Here is a 22871-nt window from a genome sequence, read left to right as displayed (position 1 = left end):
GGAGCCATGGTCCTCGCGGGCGGCCGATACTCGGCGGGTGCAGCGTGCCGGATGTGCCGCGTATCCAATGTGCGCAGGTTGTTTCTGGTGGGTGTCAGTTCGGTTGGTGGGGAAGCGCAGTGGGAGTGCGGTCCGAGGTGCGTGCGACTGCCCAGTCCAGGGCGTAGTCGGCTACTGCTTCCCAGCCGGGTTCAGCGCACGTCCAGTGTGATCTACCGGGGAACTCGTAGTAGTCGGTGACGGCGGCCGATTTGCGGTATTTGCGTGCGTTCGACTGGTTGACCGCGGGCGGCATGATGTGGTCGGCGCCGCCGGCGATGAACAGCAACGGGGCTCGTTCGTCGCGTTTGTAGTTCACCCAGGTTTCCTGATGGCCGGGGGTCCAGTTCGCGAAGACGCCGTACTTCCACACCCAGGACCCGGGTGCGGCGATGGCGTAGCGGTCGTAGGCGGCCTGGGCACTGGCGTCGTCGAGGGTGTTGGTGAACGCGTAGTGGAACTGTTTGGCTGTGAAGCCAGCGGCCTTGTGGCGGTTGGACAATCGCTTGAGGATGGGCAGCAAGGCTTTGGCCTGAGAGGGGGTTGGGCTCGGACTCCTTCTGTGGGTGCGGAGTCGATGACCACCGCGGCTGCTCCGAGGCCGCGGTCGACGAGCAGTTGGGTCATGATCCCCCCGAAGGAGTGGCCCATGATGATGGGCGGCACCGGCAGGTTCTCGATGATGCCGGCGAGATGGTTGACGGTCTCGGGGACGGTGAGTTTGGCGATGACGTCCGGGTTCTGGCGCAGCGCTTCCACTTCGATCTCGAAGCCGGGGTAGGCCGGTGTGATGACGCGATACCCCTTGTTTTGGTAGTGGGTGACCCAGTGTTCCCAGCTGCGTGGGGTGACCCAGAGCCCGTGGATGAGGACGATCGTGTCAGGGGTGGTCGAGCGTGTCATGGCGTACTCTGTTCTCGCCGCTCAGGCGGCGGTGTAGGTGCTGAGGAATGTCAGTAGGTCGTTGTTGAGGTCGTCTTTGTGAGTGTCAGTAATCCCGTGTGGGGCACCGGAATACACCTTGAGTTCGGCGTTCTTGATCCGGGCGGCGGACGCTTTGCCACCGACCTCGAAGGGGACCACCTGATCATGAACGGGGGTACCGCTGAGACCAGCACTATCTGCAAGGGATGCGAGATGCGTTCTGGCGCCAGGGTCTGCAAGCCGGAGCCCGCAACGCCTACGAGAGTATCGCCGCGTTCTCCGCGAGCCGCCACGGCACTCGCCGAGGACAACCCCGGCGGTGTCCCGGTGGAAACAGCTGCTGGGCTTCCCAACTGTCTGAGTTCAGAGGCCACCCGTGGCTGAGGATGACCGGACGCCCAGCGCCCCAGTCCTTGTAGTAAATGTCGGTGCCATCCAGCGTGCAGAACATCGGCATGATGTCGTCCTTTTGCAAGAGTGATTGCTGTTGCTCAAAGTGACCGAAGCCCTCTGATGACAGACAACGTAAGTCTTCTCGCGCCTACCGATCTGTCTGTTTGTGCACGCTTGTGTTCTCTGTCAGCGCGGGCACCCCAACCCAAACCCCCTTGCACACAACAACCCCGGCGATCCGGGGTCTGAGACTGGGTCAATGGACCGTGTTGGACGCGTCGATCCAGTCGGCGAACACCTGCGAGGCCCGCTGTGCCAGTTGGGGGCCGAACTGCTGCGCGTCAGCGCGCAGAGCGGCCGGGTCGACCTGATGGGAGGTCAGTTCGTGGGCGTGGCCGATCAGCCAGCGTTCGATGTGCGTGTGGTCTGCCTCCAGGTGAAACTGCAGACCCAGCACATGGTGGTCGACCGCGAACGCTTGGTGGGTGAAGTTGCGTGAGTAGGCGAGATCGTCGGCGCCGTCCGGTATATCGAACTGGTCACCGTGCCAATGCAGCACGGGGACATCGCCCAAGGCGCGCAGAGGACTGTCCTGCCCGGTGCTCGTCAAAGATATTGGTCCGTAGCCAATTTCGACTCCACCTGTCGGGTGAACGGCGGCCCCCAATGCTGCCGCGATCAGCTGAGCGCCCAGGCATATCCCGAGGGTGGGAGCGAGTTTGGCCAGGCGCAGCTCGATGCACCGTAGCTCCTCGCGAAGGAACGGGTATCGGGCAGTGTCATACACCCCGACGGGTCCGCCGAGGACCACCACGAGGTCGGCGTCGATGATGGGACGAAGGTCATCAACACCCGCATCGAGATACTCGATCCGGTATCCACGGCTCGTCAGTACCGGCCCAAGCACACCAAGATCCTCAAACGGCACGTGACGGATAGCAATTGCGGTGGCTTTCATGAAGGTCCATTCGTCGATTCCGGGCGCACTCCGTCGGTTGGTTAGTGTGACAAAGCCGCCGTAGAACATCGGTAAGCGGCCTGACCCCGGCGACCCACGACGTCAACAGCACAAAACTGTGCGCGCAGAAGCAGTTCAGATCGGTGAGTGCCTCGTAAGGTCCTGGGCATCAGACCGAAAGGGACTCCTGCTATGCCTCCTACACCGGCCACCGGCCGTACCTGCATCATGGTCATTCGCCGCTTCGCTGCGGCACTTCTACTCGTACTTGCGACAATGGTTCTCACGGCGATACCGGCGACAGCGTCCGGGGTAGCTAAGCCGACGATTGTCCTGGTTCACGGAGCTTTCGCCGACTCATCAGGATGGCGCGATGTTGCCGCAAACCTGACAGCGCGAGGCTATCCCGTGCAGACCTTCGACAACCCACTGCGTGGCCCGCGGCACGATTCGACCCAACTCAAACGACAGCTCGCGGCGATCCCCGGACCGATCGTCCTCGTCGGACACTCCTACGGTGGAGCCGTCATCACCAACACCCACGACCCCGACGTCGTCGCCAACGTGTACATCGCAGCATTCGCACCCGAACAGGGCGAGTTCGTGCAAGGACTACTCAACCCCCTGACCTTCCCCGGCAGCCGAATCCTGCCACCAGCGTTGCAGCTCAAAGTCGTAGACGATCCCACCGGAATCGGCGGCAAAAACATCGACGGCTACATCGGCCAGCCCTACTTCCACGACGTGTTCGCCCAGGACGTCAGCAGCGCTGACGCCGCCGATATGTTCGCCCACCAGAAGTCTGCCGCACTCGTGGCCAACCTCGAACCCTCCGGCGCCCCGTCATGGCGCACCGTACCCAGCTGGTACCTACTGTCTCAGCACGATCGCGTAATCCCGCCGGCCTCGCAACGCTTCATGTCCTCACGCGCAGCCCCCGGCCGCACCACCGAAACCAACGCCTCACACGCATCGCTGGTATCCCGGCCCACCGAAGTCACCGACATCGTCGTCACCGCCGCGCAGGCAACCAGCAGGTGACCGCTGCGCAGGCGCGTCATGCGGTACGGGAGGTCGGCAACGGTCCAGGATCGCCGTCTGACTGGGAGCGCACGAAAGTGTTCCGTGGGTGCCAATGCCACCACACCCGCAGGGGCACCTGTCTTACAGTTACATGGGCAATGTCAAGGACCGGCGGCGATACGTTCACCCGGCCTGCCGATAGAGGTGTGACTCGCGCCCTCAGCCCGTGAGACCGGCCTGACTTGGGCGGGTCACATGGAACATCGACAAGTTCACAATCTCGCGCTCAAATGAAGGTTAGAAGTGGTAGTCGTTTTCAGTACGGAGGGCCTTACGCCCGCCGACAAAGTTGAGGCAACCTGCGTTGCGATGCAGGAGCAGTCAGTGCCATCGACGGTCGAGTTGGAAGACGCTGCTCGCGTTGAGTCGCGAATGCAGGTGTGGCAATTCGGTGACGCAAGAATTTTTCCGCGCGGAGATGACCGGTTTCCGGCTCATCCGGACCCCCCGTCAAATCGACACCGGTCCAGGGGACATGCTCGCGATCGCGATGCACGAAAAGTGCATTGGCAAACAAGAGCAGTTCGGGACCCAAGTCAAAGTATTGCCCAACGAACTAATGGTGATGGACCTCAATTCCGCGTACACCTACGAACTTGAGGGTGGCGGCGCGTCACAATGTCTGCACGTCCCGGTCGACTCGCTCGGTCTTCGACACGAGATGATCCGTAGCGCTGCGTCGCGACTACGAGCCAGCCCCCTATACGACATGATCACCACTCACCTGTCGGAGATGACAGCAAGAGCCGACGCGCTAACCACCAGCCCAGCCGCACCCGTGCTGGGCGAAACCAGCATCGAACTCACCCGCACCCTCCTGGTCTCGGCATATGACACCGACTACGCGCGAGATGCTCTAAATGAGTTGCTGATGCCCCGAATTCGGGCCTTCGTCAAACAGCACCTCGCCGACAGCACACTCAACGCTGACGTCATCGCTGACGCCCACGACATCTCGCCACGACAGCTTTACCGGGTCTGCGCGACAGCCGACGTCAGCCTTGAGCAATGGATAATCTCCGAACGCCTGGAGCGAGCCCGCGAAGAGTTGTCGCGCTTTGAGACGCGTGATCTGCCCATTGCCACCATTGCACGGCGGTGTGGTTTCACCAACAGCTCATACTTCAGCAAGCGATTCAGGGCGATGTACGGCCTGTCGCCCCGAGCGTGGCGGCAGATGTCATCGGGCGAACGCGCCCCAAGCTCGGCGAGCGACACGTCAGAGTCGCGGTAACGGCGCCCGCAGATCCGAGTTGCGTTTCGTCACTGGTGACGAGATGGTGTGAACAACAACGGCATGCTGGCAGGAGCGGGTGTTCGTAAGTCGGGAGTAGGCGATCTGATCGCGGTGTCTCGAGCGGCGAATTACTCTGTGGCCCTCTCCACGCCGGTAACAGTACTTGTTCCCTGTTACCTATTTCCCCTGTTACCGATGGCTCGGTAATTCGCCGCAGAATCACCTCTGGCCGTACTCGCGTACGGCGGCGATGTATTCGGCGTACGTACCTGCCGCGTCAACAGCGTGGCGCTCAATGGTCGATGGGTGATAGCCCAGGACATCGGCGATGATGGCGGCCGGGGCGGTCTTGCTGAGTTCATGCAGTGTGCCGAGTCGGGCGGCGCGGGCGCTGACGAGGTGGTCTCGTAGCCGGAGGCGTAGGTGCATCGGATCGATGTGCATGCCGGGGGAATGCCCTCTGAAGACCCAGTTGCTTCTCGGGTGAGCGGCGGTCTGATCGTGGCCAGGGTTAGCCAGGAGTTCACGCCACGGCCCGTCGAGCGGGGCGGGCAACACGATCGGGCCGCTGCCGAGCGTAATGGTCGCCAGGTCCTCGGTCACGGTGATGTCGTCCCAGTTCAGCGCGGCAATATCTTGGATCTGTTGGCCGAAGACAAGGACTAGAATCGCCGCGGCCTTGTCTCGTGCGGTCAGGGTGTCGCCGTCCACTATTCGGTCCAGGGCGGCGGCCTGGTCGGTGGCGCTGAGTGTGGTGCTGTTACCGCGGCGATGGCGGGGCACGGTGAGCCCTTGTGGGGCGTTCTTGGTGTCCATGGCCCAGCCGAGGAACCGATCGACGAGCAGTCGCGTGGTCGGCCCGCCGGCGATCCAGGCGTCAACCTCGCCCTGGCCGACGTCGGCGAGCGCGATGTCGCGCTCGCCGAGCCAGTTGAGGAAGTTGATCGCGACGGTGACGGTCTGCTTGCTGCGCAGGAAGGTGCCGTGGGGGACGGGGTCCATCTTGTTCATGCGCCGTAGATGGTGCCAGCGGATATAGCGGTCAATGACGGCCCGGTTGGTGTCCTCGGTCAGCCTCTCCAGTGCTGTGTCCGCCCAGGCTTGGTAGCGGACAAGCAGCTCATCACGTCGGGGCAGGCCACCGTGCTCGACTAGGAGCCCGCGCACGTAGTCGCGGGTGCGCGAGCGTGGAAGTGCATCGATCGCCTCGTGCGTGAGCTCCGGGAGGGTGGCCAACTGTTTCAGGAAGTCGGTCACGTGCCGCTGGCGGATCCAGGTCAGTCCACTGTTGGCGCGTTTCATCGATTTCAACGCCTCAGCCAGGGGGATAAGCCTCTCGGCGATGGTGCCGGTGTCCGGGTTGGTCAGCAGTCCGTCGACGGTCTCGCTCAGTGCGCATGGCCAGCACAGGCCGGCGCGGTAGATCTCGTCCTCGGCGCCGCAGCGCACGCAATCGATGTTGAGGGTGATCTGGGCGCACGCCCGGCAGGCCGGGCGCCCATCTACTCGGCCCGGTAAGACGCCGATGTGGCCGCAGTCGCAGGTGCCGCGGGTGCGTTTGGCCTGCTGGTAGCAGTAGCCGCAGATCTGATCCTCCGGGCCCCAGGTGACCACCAGCGGGTAGCCCAAGCCGCAGCGATCACACGGACACACGCGACGTAGGTCCGGGTCGTCGGGTTTGCGGGGCCTGGCCATCGGTATCGGTCAGTCCTCGTTGTCGTCCCGGACGAGTCTCACCCGGGGGGCGATCGGCTGGCCGGGTGCCACCCCCAGGTCTTCCGGCCGCTTCGGCGCCTGGGCGGTGGCCGCTGCCCGCATCTCCACGAACGGCTCGAACAACTCGCCGGGTTCGCAGTCGAGGATGTCGCAGAGCGCGGCGAACGTGCGTGCCGGGATCCGCTCTGGTGTGCCGGTCACCAGCCGGTAGACTTGACTCTCGGACAGGTTGATGCCCCGAGCCCTCAACAACGGCACCAGTTCGGTGCTCTTCCACAGGTTGCGCTGCGCCATCTGCGTCCGCAGATTCCAGCGATACCCGATGCGTCGTTGCTCAGCCATCAGCGTCTCCGTCCTGCTTCCTGCCGTGGCCGTCCAGCCGCGAAGCGATCATGTGCTGGATGGTTTTCTGTTTGAAATCGTTGCCGACCGAGGTGTACAGCCCGGTGACCGACGCATAGGCATGACCGACTTGAGTCTGCACGAACGCCGGGTCGTAGCCGGCCTCGATCAAGTGCGTGACGTAGGAGTGTCGCAGGCAGTGCAGTCCGAGCTCTTTCGGCAAGTCGGCGCCCTCGCGGGCGGCAGCGAAGGCATCACTCAAGCTACCCACTCTTATCCGCTCGGCGCGCTCGCTCGGCCATAGCGCCGCCGATCGGTCAGCGGTGGCGAAGTGCCGCCGGCCACGCTCGGTGATCCAGAATCGGAGCAGGTCAACCACCCAGTCGAACTCCGGGACCGTCAACACGGTGCGTCGTCGCGGCCCCGACCCGGTGGTGCCTTTGGCCCATCGGACGGTCACCGCGCCGAAGTCGCCGTACGCAGGCACATGCGGGTTGGGGCCGAAATCCTGCACGTCCAGCATCGCCACCTCGCGACGCCGAAGCCCAAAGGCGTAGCAGACCTTGAACGCGATCGAGTCCCGCAACAGGGGAAGCCAGCGCTTACTCCCAGCAGCGAACTCACGATCGACCCGGTCGTCCACGTCATCAAAGAGTCTCTGCAGCTCCGTGGCCGTGAAGGCCCGGCGGCCAGCCGGAACAGCATCCTCGCAGGTGTGCCGCGGGGTGTTCCACTCGAACGCGATCTGCGCCGGAACATCGTCGAAGACCCGTTGGCACAGCGCACCCCACCCGTAACTCGAGCTCGAGACGTAGGCACAGAACATCGCGATGGCATTGCTGTCCGAACGCAGCGTCGTCCAGCTCACCGGCTTCTCACCCGAGCGCCGCCCAGCCATGTAGTCATCCAGATCGACCGGCCTCCACGACCACGGGAACGTCCCGGCGAACTCCTGGAACCGGCGCAGCACCCCGCAGCGCCCGTCGATCGTTGCTCTCGTCAGCCCACGCGCCAGCATCTGCGCCCGCCAACCCTCGACCATTGCTTCAAACACGCGGTCCTCGGCACGGAACAGGCCGACCTCACCGTCGCGCAACAACCGCGGAACGAATCCCGGGACACCGTCCACGCCGACCTCCGACCCGTGGAAACCTGCATCTAATGCAAGAAACCTACAGGGCGCTGGACCGACGCACAAGCATCACATCCGCGGCGCCGACACCACGCCAGCCAACCCCGCCGCCCACCAGCGCAAACCCCATCATCCCAGGTAGACGGCAGTAACCGCACCTACCACTACTCCCGAGAGTTTTGAGCCGATAAGATACCTTATGTCAAGTAAACTTGACAACGTGCAGGTGGAGAGCCGTCCTACTAGTTCTACGACGTGAACGCTCGGTCGATCGCAAGGGCAATCTCGTGACAGGATGCGCATATGGAGCACCATCACCGCGAGCGCCCGGGGACGCTCCGGCGCGTGTGGCAGGTTCTCCACGTCATCGCGACCATCATGATTCCCTGGGTGCTGGTTGCTTAATATTTTTGTTCGCACACGCAGACAATTACGGACGAAGCCCGCCTTATTGCGGACTTCCACATGATCGCGGCAATCGCCGCAAGTGCCCTGTTGCTAAGTATGACGGGGCTGCGCCTGTCCGGCCGCAGTGTTGCTGCGACCGTCCCCTTCGCGATCATGTGGGCGATCACGCTCGCCTTCTCCGTAACCCAGATCCGCGAGTACGGCGACCAATTCCAGCGTGACGCCGAGCTGTGCATGCCAGGATTCGGGCTCTTCGTCACTGCCGTCCCGTTCGCAATCGTGGTCACCTTCGCCGTCCTCGGCTCAGCGGCGTTCAGTGTGGCCACCCGCCGCGCCGCCGAGCGGTGTTCCCAAGCGTCCTCACGCGCCACATAGCTGAACCCGTCTCGCAACAGTCGCGGGGATAACGTTTGCGCTCTGGTGACATAATATGTTGTGCGACAATGGTTTACGTCAGTGCTAGAGTCCTCATTAGCTGTCACGCCTGGTCTTGGATCTCCGTTGCGACATGTATAGCAACCAATCCACTCGCGTCGAATGAGGTAACCGGCACCGGGGGAGCCTCACCAGTGAACTCGGCATGAACACCGCGTGCGGTCATCGACCAATGCGAGATGGCGAGTGTGCCGATCACTCTGGAGTTGCAGAAGCGGATCAGTGAGATGGCGGGTCAGTCGATCACCCCGGAACTGCGTGCGCAGGTTGACCGGTTCCTTAAAGGTCAATGAGGACAGTGAAGGTCCCGCCACTCGTTCGCGGTGTTTCACGTGACGGCGTCAGCGATCAGCAGGTGCGGTGCGTTGGGGTCTTCACTGATCTGACCCTGTTCGACTGTGAGGCCGCTGCTGCGTAACACGTCGATCACGTCGGGCACCGGACGGAGGTGAAATCCGTGTCCCGTGAATGGCAGTTTTGCCCTCACTGGATCTCAGAGGTATGTCGCCACGCCTCAATGGTGTGGGCCGAAGGCGCTGGACGACCCCTGCGCGTTACCCGCCGTGATGCCGAGAATCTGATGCTGATGACTGCTGCTCGCGCCGAGTGCAGGAACACGAGGTCGTGACCGCAGCGGCAGCCGTACTGCGGGCCAGCCGCAACAGCAACTGCTGAGATATTCCATTCGGCGGTGGCCTCAGAGATCGTCGTCAGCGGCGCTAATAACGCAGCTCGTCGACGCACAGTTGCGTTGACGTCCGCGGTCGACTGCGGGCGGGTGCAGTCAGTCGGCAACTACCCGTGGCGGTCCTGACGGCTGAACCTCAGCCGTCCGCGTTCGGTTCTCGGTGAAGTGTCGGTCCCCTCACCTATGCTCGGTGCCACTAAGGAGAGGCGGAACCCATGCCCACACTCGATGACGAGTTCGCTCGCGCCGTTCGCAACGTGAGCATTGGCGACAAGCGCGATCGGGCGATCGAGGCGCACACTGAGGTGCGGCAGTTGCTCGAGGCTGACACCGAACTCAGAAACTGGGGCATCAGCTCGGTGTTGATCGGTTCCTATGCTCGCCAGACTGCCCGCTATCCGGGTAAGGACGTCGATGTCTTCCTGCGTTTCGTGAACCTCAGCGTGCGGCACAGCCCTGAGAAGATCTACGAGGCAGTCCGCCGAGTCCTAGTTGCCAAGTACGGTGAGAAGAACCAGACACTTGGCGGACGGGTTACCCCCCAGGCGCGATCTTTGAAGATTGACTTCCCCGAACCAGACGGTCACCCCTCCGACGATGCCTTTTCGATCGACGCAGTGCCTGCGGTGCCATGGGACACACATTGGGCAATTCCCAACCACAACCGCGACCAGTGGGACAGCGACACTCGTCGGTGGATCAAGACCAACCCCGTCCAGTTCGCGGCGGACACAAACACCCTGGCCACCGCGACATGGAGCCCCAGCGTCGACGGGGCAAATGCCTATCGCCCTATTGTTCGGCTGCTTCGGCAGACACGCCACGTCCATATCCATGGCCGACCGGGGGGCCTTTACTTCGAGATCGCCGCATACTACGCGTGGTCGGAGCGCCTTGTCACAGGTGATACTTGGGCCGAGCTGCTCACGTCGACGTTCGAGCACGTGGCGGCGAAGCTGATCAATTGTGCTGACGACGGACTTCTCGATCCTGTGCTGCTGACACCGTTAGAACCCGCCCTCGAACCGTGGCAGTGGAGGTCCGCTGGTCAGACGATGGAACGCCTTGCTAACGAGGCGGCGGAAGCCCTTGGCGCCGAGCGGTGCCGAGCGGCGAAAATATGGCGCGACATCTTGGGGACGAACGAACGGGGACAAGTACTTCCGCTCCCCGGAGGATGTGATGCCGGAGGTTTCCCGGTCAGTTCCGTCTCCGCCGTCAACGCGCTCGGTAGTGACAAGCCGCGCGGGTTCGCGCTCCGCGTTAACCATTAGCGAGACGTTCGACTGTGGAGACCTACGACGACGCCGCTTTCGACAGATTCTGCTCCGATCTGGTCCTTGCAGGGTTCTCTCCCTCCGGCGGTGGCAATCAGTCTTGTTGGACCGGACCGATCCGAGCGAGCCTGGCGCCGTTGACGGACGCCACCCGGATGCGGATCGACATCAGAGACGGGTGGCCCCTCCGCCACGCACACGTCGTCGTCGACGGACTGCGATCCGAGCACGATGATCAGGGTCTTATTTGCCTGTGGGCTGACGACGACCCCGCCCAGGTCGACGGCCGTACGCTGCACGGTTTGTTTGATCGACTCGACGAATGGGCCGAGACCGCACGCGCAGGTTTCGGCGACGACGATCGAGCCCTTGACGCTCACCGGTTCTTCCACCGCCAGAACGGAGGCAGTGCAGAGATCCCCCTCGGCGAACTAATTGATCGGGGCACCGTCGGATGCACGATCGAGGTCTACGGCCATCTCAGCGGGACGGCGCTAATAATCAACCGCGGAAACACCCCGGAGCACCTCAATGTCGGTAAACCAGCCTTACGCGGGCTGTTTCACCTGTGTCACCACCTCGACGAACCACCCCGCACCTTCGACGACGTCCATGCTGCGTTATCACGACGACAACGCCACAGGATTCGCCGAGGACTGGCAGATCGCGCTGCCGGTTCCTCATACCCGCATTCAAGCGGGGGCTTGATTTTATCGCGGTCGCATGGCCCCGCCACGGCGCTGACCACGACGCCGTCGTTCTCAATATTGACGGCGGCGGGGACTCACCAACGTGGTCCGCCCTCGCGGCCACGCCCAACGACATGGAGGCGCTGCGCCGTCGAGCCGGGCCCGACGCAGTTGTTCTCGCTGACTTAAAGATCACGATCATAGGCGCAGGCTCCGTCGGCGGCCATGTCGCGGTTGCGCTGGCCTCAAGCGGGGTGGGACAAATCGACTTACACGACGACGACCGCCTTACGAGCGCCAATTTAGTCCGCCACGTCGCTGCTAAAAACTCTGTCGGTCTCCCCAAGACCTCGGCGGTGAAAGCGTTAGTCGACCAGCACGCACCTTGGACCACCCTCATTCCCCATCCTCATTTGTCCTATGCCCCCCACGCCGTGTCAGAGGCGATCGACGGAGCTCATTTGGTAATCGACTGCACAGGCATCGCCCCATTGACGGCCGCGGTCGCCGAGATCTGTCGCCGTGTGGATACACCTTTAGTCACGGTCGCAGTGTTCCATCACGGGGCATTGGTGCGAGTCCAACGCCAGGAGGCCAGCGATACCCCTATTGCGGCACGGCCAGCAGATTCGCGGTACTACGCGCTGCCACCAGACAACGCGGCCGGCGCACCTGGATTCCTTGAGCTGGGGTGTACCGCTCCGGTCAACAACGCCCCGCCGATCGCAGTTCTCGCCGCGGCATCGGACGCGGCTGCTGCAGCAGTGGATGTGCTGACCGGGCGCCAAGAACGACCTGACGAACGCATTACAGTGCTGCGTCCGATGTCCTCACCGTTCGACCGCATCGGTGCCCTGGAACCCGTGGACGGTCGATGATGCGTCCACCGCGACTATGGACCACCGAGACCGCAGAGACGACCATGACCGAGGCCGCGGCGCGGGCACACCCAGACGAGACGGGCGGAATCATGGTTGGTGTACTCACCAACGGTCATCCCTGGGTAATTGTCGCCGTGGAGATCTCTACCCCCGAACGTGGACGTACGCACTATCGGATACCCGCCGATGCAACGCGAACCGCAGTCCTTCGCGTGCGGGAACGCGACGACCGTCTGGGCTATCTCGGCGATTGGCACAGCCATCCGCGAAACGTAGGTCCGAGCTCTATCGACCTCGCCTCCCTCGCGCGCATCTCCTTCACCTCACCGCGAGTGCCGAACCCGACCCAGATCGTGGTCCGCCGAACCGGAGATGGCTACGACCTGGACGCCCGGCGCATCGTCACCTATAGGCCGCGCACATGCCGGATTGAGCTGACAGGCCCGCTGCCGCCAGCGCCCCCGACCGATGCCGCTTCCTCTAATTACCGACTGCGGCCGCCGACCTCGGAAGGAGCGTCATAATGCCAATTGATAACCAGATTCCCAGCAGTACTGGAGTTCGGATCGCGGGCGACCATTATCAGTGGCTACACGTATGGAGCGCGTGTATGGAGGCGCTCTACGACGACGTGACGGCGAGCTCGAGTAATCCGATCGAGGCTGTCGGCGTGGAAATTTCCGGGGCTGGCAACGTTGACGACGTCGTTCGCTACCGGCAACGCCCGCCGCACGTCTACGCCCAGGTGAAATACGCCGTGGACAATAGAATTGCGGTGGGGCTGGAATACCTTGACTCCGAGGGCATCCTACGAAAAATGGTTGCGGCGCACGCCAAGCTGACCGCCGACGGCACCCCCGTTGAGCTCCGGCTCATCACCAACAGGACTAATGACCCTCAAGACCTCATGATGCAACAACGGGAGGGCCGCGACGGTCGGCTACTTCCGCGGGGTGGTATTGGCGGCGACGGATCCGCACTTGGAAAGGTGCGGGCGGACTGGGCATCTGCGGCCAGAGTCGACGTGGCGACTCTTCTGAGGTTTTTCGCCGATTTCCATCTCGACGTTGCGTACGAATTGTGGAGCCTTACTAATGACGTCGGTCGGCTGATGACCGCCAACGGCCTCAAGTCTGACGAAGCAGCCATTGAACGAGGTGCCAGTTGGGTTGCCGCCGAGGTACGTGCCGGTCACCGCCGGATGACCCTCGGAGACATCCGCGCCGCTGTGACTGCGATGAACCTGCAGGCCGGATCGCCATGGACGACTGTCTCGATAGCGACCATCGCACACGACCAACTCGCTGACCAGGCAGCTGTCAGCATCGATTGGGTCGATCGAATCGCCGGCGACAAGCCCCGGCTGCGGGTTGCTCCTAAGCATCCGCATACCTGGGAAGAGTTGGCCGCAGATCTCGCCACTGTGCCAGGCCGACTTGGCGGGTCCCGTCGCGTCCTCCTCGGCGGTCACTTCCGGCAGGCGACCGGGTTCTTTCTCGGCGCGCAGTGCCAGCGGGTTCAAGGCTTTCAGGTTGCAGTGCGGCAGGGCGACCAGATCTGGGGCAGCGAAGAGATGACCGCCGACTACCCAATGACTATCACTGAGAACCATCCCAATCGAGGAGGTGACGCCGCGCTGATCGTGAACGTCTCGTTCGACGCCTCGCAAGACGTCAGCCATTGGATAGAACGTTCCGCACTCCCCATTGGCACGGTTGTGATTGCCACGCCTGCAGCGGGTGTAGGCCCCACGTCCGTACCCAACCCGGTCGCGGCGAACAGTCTTGCGGTATCCATCCGCGACTTGGCCCGACGCTCGCAGGCTGACGCCCTGCACTTGTTCCTGGTGGGCCCGCTTGGTGTCGCGGTGCTTATGGGCCACCACTGGAATCGGGTTGCGACAACATGCGTTTACGAACACCTTGGGAGTGACGACTACGCCCGCGCGTTTACTGTCGATGTCTGACTCTGAGCGCCCCCAAGTGACTAGGTGTTCTTCCCGGGGACGTTGTGCACAGTGATGCGGTCGATGGGTGATTTGCCGTCGATGCCTGTGTGTGGTCTGTGGTGATTGTATTCATGGACCCAGTGTTGGTAGGTCGCGGCGCGGGCTTCGTCGGAGAGGTAGGTGTGGGCGTAGGCCCATTCTTGGTTGAGTGTTCGGTTGAATCGTTCAACCTTACCGTTGGTTTGCGGCCGGTATGGGCGGGTCCGTTTGTGCTTGATGGTCTCGCCGAGTGCTTGAGCGAATAGCGTTGAGCGGTAACAGGATCCGTTGTCGGTGAGTACTCGTTTGACGGTGATGTTGTGAAGGTTGAAGTAGGCGTTGGCGCGGATCCAAAACGCTGAGGCGGTCTCCTTCTTTTCGTCGCCGAGGATCTCTGAGTAGGCCAGCCGGGAGTGGTCGTCGACGGCGTGGTGGATGAATGCGTAGCCCAGGCCCTGTCGTTTGTTGTTGCGCTTGCCTTCTTGGCGTCCGAGTTTGCGGTGTCCGCCGCCGTGGGGAATCTTGCCCAGCTTTTTGATGTCGACGTGGATCAGGTCGCCCGGGGCGTCGTGCTCGTATCGGCGCGGTGTCGGTCGGCGGACCGCCAGGCCGGTGTTCTGGTCCAGATTCCGCAACAAGGGCATCGTGAAGCGTCGTAGGACCGCGCCGACGGTGCTGCGGGGCAGGTGCAGGTGGTAGGCGATGCGGTGCGGTCCCCAGCGGCGTGTGAAGCGCAGGTTGATGATTCGCCGTTCAGTCTTGCTCGGGGTACGTCCAGGGCTGTGGTGCGGGCGGCTGGAGCGGTCGACCATCGCCTTCTCGCCACCGACCCGGTACCGATCGGCCCACTTCTTGGCGGTGGTGGGCGAGCACTGAAACCGTTCGGCAGCTCGCCGGATCGTCCAACCGTCTACGACGATAGTTGTTGCGAGTTTCAATCTGCCCTTCGGAGCGAGCAAGGCATTAGCGTGGGACATGAGGACCTCTTGGTAGTCGCTGTAGTTGTGGTAACCACACCGATACCGGAGGTCCTCACCTATTTACTGGTGCCACACCGTTCACAACGTCCCTGGTCATTACAACTAGGTCGGCCAATTGGGAGACGTGGCGCAGCTAGAGGTGCGCAGACACCAGTCGAAGCTGGGCCCCGTTGGATGATCGCTAAGTGAGCTGCCGCGGCACCACGCCCTACCGCGACCTGCGCAGCTCGCGCACAACCACCTCCCAGCGTCCTGCGACTGGGCCCTTCCCCTGGCCGTCCACCACACTCCCCCTGTGGTGGCCGGCCTTTGTTTGCCAGCTGCGCGGCCACCTACTCCGATACGCCTGCGGCGCACAGCCACACCGGCCTATCGGCCGGAAAACCCTTTGTCCTTCTGGCCGTCCGATTGTGACCGACGTCGTCCGCCGCATCCTGAGCCCTTCTTTATCTCCCTTGCCAGAAGGGCAAAAAAGTTGGCGGACACGACAACCCAGGGAGGCACGCAATGTTCTACGACCCGTTCGTTGCGATGGAGCACGTCTACAACCACACGAAATGCCCGGTGACCGGCCTACGCCGATCTCGACGACGACACCATGTTCGTCCTGTTCGACCTCGCGGTTAACAGCCCCGAGGCCCATGTAGCCACCGTCCTCGACCCCAGCCACTTCGCACAGTAAAAGGAGCACCCATGAGGCATCGATACCTACACCGAACTCGACGCCCTGACCATCGCAGCACCGAATCTGGCAGCGGTCCGCATGATGGCCGGTTTACGCGGAATCAGCTTCCACGAGGCCATGATTGCCCAGGCCGAAGAGTGGGCCACCGCGTTGGATGAGGCCATTGCACGTGAAACCGCCGGGGCAAGCGGCAGCTGGTGCCCGGGCAAGAATGCCAGTTCGCCTTGTTAGGGGCGCTCACCAAGAGCCCAAACAAACGAGGACCATTCCACGGTCCGTGGACCATTCATCTTCGCACCCAACGGTTGTGCTCGGTCTCGAACACGACCAGTCCGCGTTCGGCGAAGCCGTCCAGCCATCCTCTCATCGGCCACCAACCCCAGCGAGCGTGAAAGATATTGGCATTGAGCAAGATGTCGTCGAGGTGCTCCACCGGCGGGTTCGAGACGGGGTGGAACTGGTGATAGGCGTGGGCACCGCCCACCCAGGCGATCTCGAATTGCTGGGACGCCGCCATCTGGGCGAAATCGGTGTCCTCCCCGCCGTACCCGCTGTACCCGTCATAGAAGCCGCCGATCTGGGCCCAGTCGGCTGCGGTGACAGCAAAGGACAACGACCAGAACAGATTCATGTCGGTGCCGAGCTCAACAGACCCGGCGGGTGGGTTCGGCCGCGCGCGATGGGGCGCTGTCAGCGACGCGAGGTCTCCACCGCCACGTGCCACGTCGGAAGCCCGTTCATCGAGATACGTGACCGGCCCACAGAACAGCAGGCGTTCTCCCGCCCGACGGTGGACGGCGGCCTTATATCGGGACACGAGGTCGGGGGCGGGCATGCAATCGACATCGAGGAAGACCAGCAGGTCGGCGCCGCGGTCCACGGCGATCGCCGCAGCGGTGTTTCGCGCGAGCGCGAGCGGCAGCCTGCCGCCGACGCATGCGACGTGTTCGACCACCGCCTCACCCAGGTCGACCCGCTCGGCGATGTCCGGATCATCCATGGCAACCACCACGTGGACATCGGGCCGATCGGAAGCTGCTGCAAGAGCACGTAATTGGGCCTCGAGATGCCGGTGGCGGCCACTCACGATCGTGAGCACGGCGACGGTCATGTCCACCTCAGGGCGACGTCCTCGATCACATCTGCGGCGCGCTCAGCGGCCCCTTCTGTTTCCCACCGCGACCAGCGCTGCGAGGGGTCTGCGCGGCAGCCGCACACAACGCCGGCCATGCCGCAGTCTCGGGCCACGCCGATGCCACTGTTGCCAACTGCAGCACCCGCTGCATCTCGGCGACGGCCCGCTGTTCTCCGAAGGGACGATCTTCGGGGATGACGATGGCCGGCCTGGCAGCAACCGCCAGGTCGGCGACGGTGTTCTGTCCCGAATTGCCCACGACCACACCCGCGTTGCACATCGCGGGCCAGGGATCGGGCAACCAACTATCTGGTCCGCCGGCGAAACGCCACGTCATGTCCGGATACGCAGACCGGCAGGCCTCGACTGCCTCTTCCGAGATGCGGGTCCCGCCCGAACCCGTCATCACCAGGACATCGGAACGTTCGGCATCGTCGGAGGACCGGATCCTGCCGGCGAATCTGCTGATCCCACCGGTGAAGGTGGTCTTGTGCAGGTGCGGTCGCAGCCAGTCCGGTGCACGGACCGCTCCCGGCCACGGCGCGATGATTGCGTCAGCGAGCCCATAGGCCAGCTGGTGTGGCGAATCGTCGCGGGTGCCGGGCATTGCCACCACGATCACCGGAACACCGAGCAGCCGGGCGAACACCGCGATCTCCACCGACACGTCCACGACGAGTGCAGCCGGGTCCGTCTCCTCCACCCAGGCGGCCAGCTGAGCCATCCGACCTCGCATCCCCGGATCTCGGATCGGGGCCCAGTGGACCATTCCGCTGGCGGTCACATCTCGACGCTCCCCGAGGTCGTCGCGGTCCAACTCGACAACGCGCTGGAACACACCCGCTTCGATCGGTGCCGATGACAACGCTGTGACGGGAGTTCGCATCGCCCTGGCAATGGATGCCGCACGATTTCGGTGGCCGTGACCTTGGTGATGGACGTAGTAGCCGATCATGCGGCGAGATGCGATCGGCCGGCCAGCCGCCTGTACAGCGAGAGATACTGGTCCACCATCACACCTTCGGCACAGTGGCTCTCGGCTCGAGCCCGTACCACCCGCCGGTCGAGTTTCATCGCCTGGCGCGCGGCAGCAGCCAAGGAATCGACGTCGTCGGAGTCTGCCAACACGCCGCCGTCGTCGCCGACGATCTCCGGGATGCCGCCGCGCCGGAACCCCGCCACAGGGGTTCCGCAGGCAAGCGACTCCGCGACCACCAGCCCGTACGGCTCGTCCCACAGAGGAGTCACCAGAGTGGCGGCCGACGAGCCGACCACCGTTGCCAGTTCGTTCTGATCGAGGTGGCCCACGTAACGAATGCGATCGGTCAGCAGTGGACTGATCTCGCCATCGAAGTAGTCCCGATCGCTGATCGGCCCCGCGAGGCGCAGTCCGAGACCGGCACGCTCGGCGGCGAGCGCGGCCAGATGCGCGCCCTTCTCCGGCACGAACCTGCCGAACCAGACCAAGTCGTCACCGCCTGCGCCGGCCGGCCAGAGGCTCACATCCACCCCGTTGCTGATCACTTCGATGTCGCGGGCGACATGGCTCCACGATCGGGCGGTGTATTCGCTGACTGCCGCGAATCGGGTGTTCTCGGCATTCACGTCGATGGCTGATTCAAGCCACGGCGTGGGCGGGGTGTGCAAGGTCGTCAGCACCGGCGCCGACGCGGTACGGGCCAAAGCAATCGGCAAGTAGTGGAGGCTGTGATTGTGAATGACGTCGAACTCGTCGTCGCGCCCGAGGCGCATCATCAGTTCGAGATAGGCGTGGTGTGCGGCCATGAACCCCGGTTCGGGCATCGAGGTGTCGCGTTGAGCCGCCGGGCTCGGTCTGAACTCGCTGACATTCAGCAAGGAGTGCTCAACTCCGAGGTCCGATCCAGCGGCTGCGAACAACGCCACATCGTGACCGCGCCTTGCCAACGCTCTGGCCAGGTGCCACACATGGGCTTCGAGCCCTCCTGCGAACGGTTCTGCGATCGGGTAACGGTGCGATGCGATGAGCGCGATCGACAGTGGTTTCTTGCCCGCCATCATTCAGACACTCGGTCGGTGACGGCACTGTGCACGGCCGCGAATCGAACACCGCTCATGGACTCTCAAAGCTCCTGACTCTCTCGACAACGGCTCGAAGGAGGCCCACGATCCATTTCTTGGGGGGTACGACAAACCACGAATCCGGTCGTCGCAACAGGCAGGGGGTCTAATACCCATGCGAACCTTCCCCCAAACGCAGACGATCGCACCCGTCGGATCGCCCTCGCAAGCCGGTTCCGACGGACCATTCGGATACCGTGTCGCCGACTTGTGCAAACATGGTTAGGTCGGTTCAGCGAGAAGCCGGGGGTGCGTGCTGTCTCGACCATCCGGATTGCGCGCACGGTAGAACACACCATTGAGCAAGGGGAATCGATGGAATCGATCGACGGGCAAGCGCAAGTCGCCCGCGAGGGTCAGGAGTTGCCGGGTACCGGCCTGACCATCGCCGCGGACCGAAAAGGCGGGCTGGTGGTGTTGACCGTGCGCGGGAGTATCGACATCCTCACCGTCCCGCAGCTGGCAGACGCCGTCCGCGAGGCGATGAGTGGCGTGCCGACCGGATTGATCATCGACATCACCGCAGTCGATTTCCTGTCGTCGGCAGGTATGGCTGCTCTGGTCACAGCGCACGAGAACATTGCGCCGACGGGCAAGTTCGGCGTTGTCGCCGACGGCCCGGCCACCGAACGGCCCATGCGTCTCGTCGGTTTGGACGAGACGATTCTCATGTATGCGACCGTCGAGGCCGCGGCTGCGGACTTCGCCGAAGAGAGCAACGATCCTTATACCGCTTAAAAGCGGTGCTGCTTGGGTAACAGTGAGCTGTGGGTGCCGATCAAGTCATGACGAACTCGCCGACCGAGGGCGTACGGCTCATGTATACCGATGTGGCCGCCGAACCGGCGGCCGCGACCTCGCTACGCCAGTTGCTGGCTGAATGGCTTGCCGAGCATGTGCCCGATGTCGGTGACCTCTCCGACTCGATCACGCTGGCGGTCTACGAGGCGCTTGCCAACGCGGTGGAGCACGCATACACCGGGCGTGAGCCGGGCACGATGAGTCTGCGTGCCACCTATCACCCGCATGATCAGCAGTTGAACGTCACCGTTCAGGACCACGGGAACTGGCGAGAACCAGACCCGACAACTCACCGGTTACGCGGTCGCGGCATTCCCCTGATGCAAGCTCTGGCCGATCATCCGCGCATCAATCCCAGCCCCCAGGGCACCACGGTGAACCTGGAATGGAATCTCGGCGCCGAGCGCGACAACAAGTAGGTCAGATGCCGCCGTCGCGCTTGGCCGCCCGGGCGGCCAAGTCCTCGGCATCCATCCGATTGGCCTCTTCCAGCGTGGGCGCCGATCCTCCCAGTCGAGCTGGCACCCAGAACTCCCCTTGTGGATGAGGACCGTAATTCTGCTGCAAGGTCAGCAGTTCCTCACTCATCGTCTTGTGTAGACGCTCGGTCAGCGAGGCCGGATCGCCATCCGGCGCGATCGGCTCTCCGACACCGATCGAGATGGGGATGTTCGTTCTGCCCAGCCGCTTGGGATGGCCTTTGGTCCAGACCCGCTGGGCGCCCCAGATGACGGTCGGCAGGATCGGCACCCCCGCCTCGAGGGCCATCCGTGCAGCACCGGACTTGAAGTCCTTGATCTCGAAACTCCGGCTGATCGTCGCTTCGGGGTAGACACCGACGAGCTCTCCGCGCTGGAGATATTCCACCGCGGCGCGGTAGCTGTCCGCGCCGGCCGAACGGTCCACTGGGATGTGTTTGAGGCTGCGCATGATCGGGCCGCTGATCCGGTGGTCGAAGACCTCCTTTTTGGCCATGAACCGTACTTTGCGCTTACCCTGCAGAAACGCAGGCAAGCCGGCGTAGGTGAAGTCGAGGTATCCGGTGTGGTTGATCGCCACCACCGCGCCGCCCGTCTTCGGTACGTTCTCGACCCCGGTCACGGTGAACTTCAGGCCCTCGGCGGCCCAGAGTGATCTGGCGATGGCGATGACTGTGTCGTAGACCGGTTCCATGCGGCGAGCATAGCGTTGGCCGAAGAGGGGCCACCCGGAACTGGTCGATACTCTGGTTCTCATTGCGACGAACCAGAAGTTGAAGCAATAACCACGATTTTGGAGGCAGCACGTGCAGGTCACGAGCATTGGGCACGCCGGGTTCCACATTCAGACTGATGCCGGGTCGATTTTGTGCGACCCATGGGTGAACCCCGCATACTTCGCCTCATGGGTGCCGTTCCCCGACAACAGTGAGCTGGACTGGAAGGCGCTGGGGAACTGCGACTACCTGTACGTCAGCCACCTCCATCGGGACCACTTCGACGAGCAGAACCTGCGCGACAACGTCAGCAAGGACGCGACCGTGCTGCTTCCGGACTATCCGGTGCCGGACCTGCGCCGCGAACTGGAGAAGCTCGGGTTCACGAAATTCGTGGAGACCGAGGACTCGGTGAAGACCACCGTCACGAACGACAAGGGCAGTCTCGACGTGATGATCGTCGCATTGCGGGCACCGGCTGACGGTCCCATCGGCGACAGTGGGCTCGTGGTCAGCGATGGTGAGACCACCGTATTCAACATGAACGATGCAAGGCCTGTGGATCTCGACGTGATCGCAGCCCAGTTCGGTCACATCGACCTGCACCTGCTTCAGTACTCGGGCGCGATCTGGTACCCGATGGTGTACGACATCCCAAAACGTTCCAAGGCAAACTTCGCTGCTCAGAAGCGCCAGCGCGGTATGGACAGGGCAAGGTCGTACATCGAGCAGGTCGGCGCCACCTGGGTTGTCCCGTCGGCCGGGCCGCCCATGTTCCTCGACGAGGATCTGCGCTACCTCAACGACATCGAGAACGACCCCACGAGCATCTTCCCGGACCAGGAGACGTTCCTGGACCAGATGAAGGAGAAGGGCACCGACGACGGGGAGAAGCACCGCGGCCTGATGATGGTGTCGGGCTCGACCGTCGACATCACGGGCTCACAGCTCAACGAGTTGTCGCATCCGTATCCGCCGGAGCAGGTCTTCGGCCCCAACAAGGCCGCATACCTCGATCGGATGGCCGAGAAGTTCGCTCCGGTGATCGCAGCGCAGAAGGACACGTGGGCCCCCGCCGAAGGCGACCCCTTGCTGCCCGCTCTCAAAGAGCTCTTCGAGCCGATCATGGCCCAGAGCGATCTGATCTGCGACGGCATCGGGTATCCGGTCGGATTGGTGATGGGCGAGGAGACCGTTGTCCTCGACTTCCCCAACCGGACAGTCCGAGAACCGAAGGAAAAAGAAGGCAAATACCGGTACGGATTCCGGATTGCGCCTGAGTTGGTCAGAACGGTCCTACGTGACAATGAACCCGACTGGGTCAACACGATCTTTCTCTCGACGCGTTTCACCACCTGGCGCATCGGTGGATACAACGAATTCCTGTACACGTTTTTCAAATGTCTGACCGACGAGCGAATCGCTTACGCCGACGGGTGGTTCGCCGAGGCACACGACGACTCGTCCTCCATCGAGAAGGACGGCTGGAAAATGCAGCGCCGCTGCCCGCACCTCAAAGCCGATCTGACCAAGTTCGGTGTCATCGAGGGCGACAAGTTGACCTGCAACCTGCACGGCTGGTCGTGGGATCTGCCCAGTGGCCGATGCCTCACCAGTAAGGGACATGAATTGCGGAGCGCTCGAACAGATTCCTGAAGCCCGCCCATTGTGGAGACCGGTTGACCTCCAAGCCGTACGGGAGTTATATTTTCTCGGCGTTTGAGGTGACCATTCCCTTCGGCGTGGGAGACTCGAAAAGCGAGTCTCCCCTCAAACTTCTTGCTTT

22 protein-coding genes and 1 pseudogene are annotated in these 22871 nt (G+C 63.0%); 11 read left to right on the top strand and 12 right to left on the bottom strand.

Annotation, left to right across the window (positions count from 1 at the left end; translation table 11 throughout):
- Positions 1-94: 94 nt before the first annotated feature.
- The 4 genes and pseudogenes from MVA47_RS04990 to MVA47_RS04970 all read right to left on the bottom strand — a co-directional run bounded on the left by MVA47_RS04990 (position 95) and on the right by MVA47_RS04970 (position 2314).
- A complete protein-coding gene (locus MVA47_RS04990) occupies positions 95-541 on the bottom strand; it encodes a hypothetical protein (protein ID WP_247206927.1) in 447 nt (148 codons plus the stop codon).
- Positions 542-627: 86 nt separating this feature from the next.
- A pseudogene (locus MVA47_RS27180) lies at positions 628-942 on the bottom strand (alpha/beta hydrolase); the annotation flags it as partial.
- Between the two features lie 21 nt (positions 943-963).
- Positions 964-1122, bottom strand: a complete 159-nt coding sequence (locus MVA47_RS04980) for an alpha/beta fold hydrolase (RefSeq protein WP_247206925.1) — start codon at positions 1120-1122, stop codon at positions 964-966.
- 490 nt (positions 1123-1612) lie between these two features.
- Complete coding sequence (locus tag MVA47_RS04970; RefSeq protein ID WP_247206924.1) at positions 1613-2314, bottom strand: glutamine amidotransferase; 702 nt, start codon at positions 2312-2314, stop codon at positions 1613-1615.
- Positions 2315-2542: 228 nt separating this feature from the next.
- Between MVA47_RS04970 and MVA47_RS04965 the strand changes: the two genes are divergently transcribed.
- Together MVA47_RS04965 and MVA47_RS26950 are read left to right on the top strand one after the other, a co-directional pair.
- The gene (locus tag MVA47_RS04965) at positions 2543-3355 is read left to right on the top strand and encodes an alpha/beta hydrolase (protein ID WP_247210594.1); all 813 of its coding nucleotides are present in this window, start codon (positions 2543-2545) and stop codon (positions 3353-3355) included.
- Between the two features lie 433 nt (positions 3356-3788).
- Positions 3789-4631 (top strand): AraC family transcriptional regulator, encoded by an 843-nt coding sequence (locus MVA47_RS26950; RefSeq protein ID WP_247206923.1) that lies wholly within the window; start codon positions 3789-3791, stop codon positions 4629-4631.
- A gap of 222 nt (positions 4632-4853) precedes the next feature.
- Here MVA47_RS26950 and MVA47_RS04955 read toward each other — a convergent pair whose 3' ends face one another.
- From MVA47_RS04955 to MVA47_RS04945, 3 genes are read right to left on the bottom strand one after another with little or no spacing between them, the layout of a single operon-like run.
- Complete coding sequence (locus tag MVA47_RS04955) at positions 4854-6329, bottom strand: Fis family transcriptional regulator (protein WP_247206922.1); 1476 nt, start codon at positions 6327-6329, stop codon at positions 4854-4856.
- Between the two features lie 9 nt (positions 6330-6338).
- Entirely contained in the window at positions 6339-6692 is a 354-nt protein-coding gene (locus MVA47_RS04950) for a helix-turn-helix transcriptional regulator (RefSeq protein WP_247206921.1), read from the bottom strand.
- Entirely contained in the window at positions 6685-7821 is a 1137-nt protein-coding gene (locus MVA47_RS04945) for a site-specific integrase (RefSeq protein ID WP_247206920.1), read from the bottom strand. Before MVA47_RS04945 ends, MVA47_RS04950 begins: the two co-directional genes overlap by 8 nt.
- A gap of 468 nt (positions 7822-8289) precedes the next feature.
- Between MVA47_RS04945 and MVA47_RS04940 the strand changes: the two genes are divergently transcribed.
- The 6 genes from MVA47_RS04940 (at position 8290) to MVA47_RS04915 (ending at position 14168) form a co-directional block, all read left to right on the top strand.
- Positions 8290-8607 (top strand): hypothetical protein, encoded by a 318-nt coding sequence (locus MVA47_RS04940; protein WP_247206919.1) that lies wholly within the window; start codon positions 8290-8292, stop codon positions 8605-8607.
- Positions 8608-9612: 1005 nt separating this feature from the next.
- Positions 9613-10629: a nucleotidyltransferase gene (locus MVA47_RS04935; RefSeq protein ID WP_247206918.1), complete on the top strand. Its 1017-nt coding sequence runs from the start codon at positions 9613-9615 to the stop codon at positions 10627-10629.
- Positions 10630-11163: 534 nt separating this feature from the next.
- Positions 11164-11340, top strand: coding sequence for a hypothetical protein (locus MVA47_RS04930; protein WP_247206917.1), 177 nt, complete (start codon positions 11164-11166; stop codon positions 11338-11340).
- Positions 11341-11455: 115 nt separating this feature from the next.
- Positions 11456-12199 (top strand): ThiF family adenylyltransferase, encoded by a 744-nt coding sequence (locus MVA47_RS04925; RefSeq protein WP_247206916.1) that lies wholly within the window; start codon positions 11456-11458, stop codon positions 12197-12199.
- Complete coding sequence (locus MVA47_RS04920; RefSeq protein ID WP_247206915.1) at positions 12196-12726, top strand: Mov34/MPN/PAD-1 family protein; 531 nt, start codon at positions 12196-12198, stop codon at positions 12724-12726. The genes MVA47_RS04925 and MVA47_RS04920 overlap by 4 nt, the downstream gene beginning before the upstream one ends.
- On the top strand, positions 12726-14168 hold the full coding sequence (locus tag MVA47_RS04915; RefSeq protein ID WP_247206914.1) for an SAVED domain-containing protein: 1443 nt from the start codon (positions 12726-12728) through the stop codon (positions 14166-14168). The genes MVA47_RS04920 and MVA47_RS04915 overlap by 1 nt, the downstream gene beginning before the upstream one ends.
- A gap of 20 nt (positions 14169-14188) precedes the next feature.
- Here the strand turns inward: MVA47_RS04915 and MVA47_RS04910 are convergent, their stop codons facing one another.
- The 4 genes from MVA47_RS04910 to MVA47_RS04895 form a co-directional block, all read right to left on the bottom strand.
- Entirely contained in the window at positions 14189-15166 is a 978-nt protein-coding gene (locus tag MVA47_RS04910; RefSeq protein ID WP_247206913.1) for an IS481 family transposase, read from the bottom strand.
- A gap of 974 nt (positions 15167-16140) precedes the next feature.
- Entirely contained in the window at positions 16141-16965 is an 825-nt protein-coding gene (locus tag MVA47_RS04905) for a glycosyltransferase family 2 protein (RefSeq protein ID WP_247206912.1), read from the bottom strand.
- A 25-nt stretch (positions 16966-16990) separates the two neighbouring features.
- Complete coding sequence (locus MVA47_RS04900; protein ID WP_308280488.1) at positions 16991-17875, bottom strand: hypothetical protein; 885 nt, start codon at positions 17873-17875, stop codon at positions 16991-16993.
- Between the two features lie 65 nt (positions 17876-17940).
- Entirely contained in the window at positions 17941-19026 is a 1086-nt protein-coding gene (locus MVA47_RS04895; protein WP_247206911.1) for a glycosyltransferase family 4 protein, read from the bottom strand.
- Positions 19027-19404: 378 nt separating this feature from the next.
- Between MVA47_RS04895 and MVA47_RS04890 the strand changes: the two genes are divergently transcribed.
- Positions 19405-19827 carry an STAS domain-containing protein gene (locus tag MVA47_RS04890; protein ID WP_247206910.1) on the top strand — a complete coding sequence of 141 codons (423 nt, stop codon included), beginning with the start codon at positions 19405-19407 and terminating at the stop codon, positions 19825-19827.
- Positions 19828-19874: 47 nt separating this feature from the next.
- A complete protein-coding gene (locus MVA47_RS04885) occupies positions 19875-20309 on the top strand; it encodes an ATP-binding protein (protein WP_247206909.1) in 435 nt (144 codons plus the stop codon).
- A gap of 1 nt (position 20310) precedes the next feature.
- On the opposite strand, the gene MVA47_RS04880 is transcribed toward MVA47_RS04885, so the two are convergent.
- On the bottom strand, positions 20311-21063 hold the full coding sequence (locus MVA47_RS04880; RefSeq protein WP_247206908.1) for a 1-acyl-sn-glycerol-3-phosphate acyltransferase: 753 nt from the start codon (positions 21061-21063) through the stop codon (positions 20311-20313).
- 112 nt (positions 21064-21175) lie between these two features.
- Between MVA47_RS04880 and MVA47_RS04875 the strand changes: the two genes are divergently transcribed.
- On the top strand, positions 21176-22741 hold the full coding sequence (locus tag MVA47_RS04875; RefSeq protein ID WP_247206907.1) for an MBL fold metallo-hydrolase: 1566 nt from the start codon (positions 21176-21178) through the stop codon (positions 22739-22741).
- The last annotated feature ends 130 nt before the right edge of the window (positions 22742-22871 follow it).

This window comes from Williamsia sp. DF01-3 (assembly GCF_023051145.1).
GTDB lineage: Bacteria > Actinomycetota > Actinomycetes > Mycobacteriales > Mycobacteriaceae > Williamsia.
Note: the sequence above shows the minus strand (reverse complement) of the source record. Positions and strands in the feature narration are given on the sequence as shown.